This is a genomic window from Pelagibacterium lacus (genome assembly GCF_003345525.1).
GTDB lineage: Bacteria > Pseudomonadota > Alphaproteobacteria > Rhizobiales > Devosiaceae > Pelagibacterium > Pelagibacterium lacus.
The window spans coordinates 1-3208 of sequence record NZ_QQNH01000053.1; the positions used below are offsets into that span (position 1 = coordinate 1).

The 3208-nt window shown below is 58.3% G+C and carries 3 protein-coding genes; 1 reads left to right on the top strand and 2 read right to left on the bottom strand.

Features of this window, described 5'->3' with window-relative positions; genetic code table 11:
- Positions 1-178 precede the first annotated feature (178 nt).
- Positions 179-1459, top strand: coding sequence for a hypothetical protein (locus tag DVH29_RS15885; protein ID WP_114647164.1), 1281 nt, complete (start codon positions 179-181; stop codon positions 1457-1459).
- 406 nt (positions 1460-1865) lie between these two features.
- On the opposite strand, the gene DVH29_RS15890 is transcribed toward DVH29_RS15885, so the two are convergent.
- Both DVH29_RS15890 and DVH29_RS15895 read right to left on the bottom strand, forming a co-directional pair.
- A complete protein-coding gene (locus tag DVH29_RS15890) occupies positions 1866-2048 on the bottom strand; it encodes a hypothetical protein (RefSeq protein ID WP_147276149.1) in 183 nt (60 codons plus the stop codon).
- Between the two features lie 70 nt (positions 2049-2118).
- Complete coding sequence (locus DVH29_RS15895; RefSeq protein ID WP_114647166.1) at positions 2119-2790, bottom strand: response regulator transcription factor; 672 nt, start codon at positions 2788-2790, stop codon at positions 2119-2121.
- Between the last annotated feature and the right edge of the window lie 418 nt (positions 2791-3208).

The following is a 3208-nucleotide window of genomic DNA, read 5'->3' on the forward strand; positions in this document are numbered from 1 at the left end:
ATAGGTGGACGACTTTTAAGCCGCCCGCAGCAGGACAATCCAGCCGCTACCGTGGACTAATTTTGCACCGCCGTTCTCACCTGCCCAGCGATTCGGAGATGTCGTCGACCTCGACGACTGGCTCGTTGGGGATGGCGACACGAACAACGATGCGGGGATCGCTGCTCTGGTATCGTTCATGGTGGCCAATCCCGGCAAGACCTATCGCGGGCGTCGCGGAAGGACTTGGCATTTCAACACCCCGTTCACCCTGCCGTCTGACGTCAGTCTGTTCCTTGAGGGCGGGCGGTTTCGGAAGATGACGAACACTCCCAACAACGCGACGGCGATTGCCTTGAGCGACGGCTTTCGCGGCGACCTACTGGCGCTCGACATTCCAGAGGGGGTCACGATCTACCGAGGCATCAAGGTTGCCAGTGATACCGAGGGTGGTTTCGAGGTCATTGCCCAGGAGCAGCAGAACAATCGGGGGAGCGATCTGCATCAGGCGATCCATGTGGACGGAGATCGCGTCAAGCTCCACGAGATGAGGGCGCACCGGTTCGACCAGGCAGCGAGCTTGGGAACGGACGCGGTCCGCCGCTACGAACTCCGTCTGGAGTCCGTCGACATTCGGCATTACATGCGCGGGCTCCATCTCCGTTCCATCTCAGAGTTCTGGATCAAGCACTACGATATTCGGTCTCGCAGTCCCAACGGCACCCCGGATCCCGGCCAGAACGGCATCCTCATGGGAGCGTGCACCGACGGATGGCTCAGCAGTGGAGGCATCTTCGATGCTCCCGAGCATGGCTTCCGCATGGGCGGCCCGACGGGATGCGAGCGCATCTTTGTGAGTGATCTGCTCTGCCAGAGGAGCGGGCAGTGCGGGTTCAAGATTTGGACCGGCTCGGTCGGCGTGACGACCAAGGACATCTCTCTTGGCAACATTCGCTGCATCGATAGCGGCGACGACGGCGATGGGCTGGCCTTCAACGATTTCGGGTTCATGCTCCAAGGGATCGACCGCCTCCAGGCAAGCGGGCTCACGGCTATGAACCGTGACCTTTCGGTCAGTGCCCTGGACAGCTTCTATCTCTCCGGGCTGACCAACGGGCATCTGGACGGCGTGTCCTCGATCAATCCACAGCGGCATGGGATGCACATCTCGCAGTGGAACGGCGATGGCATCCAGCCGCAGTCGTTCAACACGAACATAATCACCGGATACCAATCGGAGATGGCCAACACGACCGGGAACCACGTGCATCTGTTCTTCCGTGATGGGTACGACGTTCGCGACCTGATGATGCCGAACATGTCCTTCGTGGGTGGCAACAATGGCGTCCGGTTCGACGCTTCGACCGGTGAATTCCCCCAGCCGAGCTATTTCTCGGCGATTGGTCGGAGCCTGGCTGGATCGTTGTACAGCGGGCAGTCGGGGCTCTCGAACGTGAAGACGGTGAACCTCATGTCGTAGAGGCAAGCCGCCTGCTGGAGCCCCCGCAGCAGGCGACTCTACGGATGTCATGACCACCATCCGTTTCTCAATGATGACGCAACATTCCATTCTCCGCCAGATAGATGAGCGAGCCGCCCGTAGTTTGTGGGAGACAGGCGGGCGGCTCTACGGACGCCCATCGTCCGCCCGTTGATAATGTCGGGTCGGTGTGTGGTGTTCCACTGCAAACAGGGATGAGCCGCCCGCAGATTGGAGGCTGGCGAGCGGCTCTACGGACGTTCATGGCCAACATCCGCGCTCGGACTATGCCGGATCGGGCAGGGACTATCCAGCCTTTGAGAGAGACGAGCCGCCTGGCCGGGGGGCGGGCAGGCGGCTCTAGAGAAGTAGGGGGCCCTACCATCGGGCACCAAGGGCCCAGGCTTTACAGGCAGGGGAACAATTCTCGCCGTAAAAGCTCGTCGTCGATCACCTTGAGCCAGTAGTCTGACGTCTCAAAAATTACAGCACTTAACGCGCTTCGGGCTTGGGCGAGTTCAGCGTCCGACAGTTTGAGCACCCGTACCTTACGGTCGATCTCATCGAGATCGCCCGGAATGTCGCTCACTTTCTTTTGTCCCACCGGCAACCTCCCCAAAGGTCGCCGGCTTTGTGAAGCAAACTATTGGTGTCGTCAATCAGGACGTGAGAACAATGCGCATAAGATCAGCAGTATTTCGTGCTCCCAACTTTTCCATGACGCGTGCTCGATGAACTTCGACGGTGCGAGCAGAAATTCCCAGCGCAAGGCCCGTCTCTTTGTTGGACTTGCCATTCACCAGTAGTTCGAGCACTTCCCGCTCGCGTGGTGTGAGCCTCGTGAAGCCCCTCAGAACCACTTCACGTTGGCCCTGGACAGGGGGCAGAATATGGGTATTGCGCCGCATCATGTCGCGAACGTTTCCGATCAAACGCTCGGGGTTAATCGGCTTCTTGAGTACATCATATGCGCCTGCACGCATAGCATCGACAGCCTGGTCGAGGTCGTGGCCTCTGGCAATGATAAACACGCCAATGCCCATGTGGCGCTCACGCGCTTTCACTAGCAATGACTGTGAGGCAGCCGCTTCCAGGTTTGCAATCAGTACCGTGACGGAGATGCGTCCCAGTGCTGCAAGCGCCTGAACGTTATCGGTGCATGTGATGACGCGGAAGCCCTCAAGACGGAAAAGGGTTGCCAGCGCGGATGTATCTTCATCGATATCCGAGACAATCAGCACGGTCTGATCTCGATTATGCGCTGCGCGGTAAACGCCTTCTGTTTCGAAGGTCGCCGAGGCGTTGTCGCCGGAAAATGGATAGATTCGCAAAATCAGCCCTCCCTCAAGTTGGTGGCTATTTTAGCGACATCAATCGGATTTGCACGAGAGTAAAAATCCGTACTTCAAACTAGACATATTGCCAATGGTCACGGAATTCGTGAATCACATGGCAAGGTTCCTATCGCGACTTGTTACAGCTCCCTTTAAGACCAAAAACCAACACGATTTCGCCGTATTTGAGGCGGGCCCAACGGCATTCTCTCACTATCACAAAGGAGGCCGATATGGCCGTACACAGTGCGACCCTCGCGCTCATCAAGGAGCACGAGGGACTGAGGCTCAATGCCTATCCTGACCCTGCCCATGGCTGGAGCGTGCCCACGATCGGATGTCAACGGCGGGGTAAAAGTCGGCCATTGGGCGGCGCAAAACCAGGCCACTTGATGTTGGGGGTATCGAGCGCCGG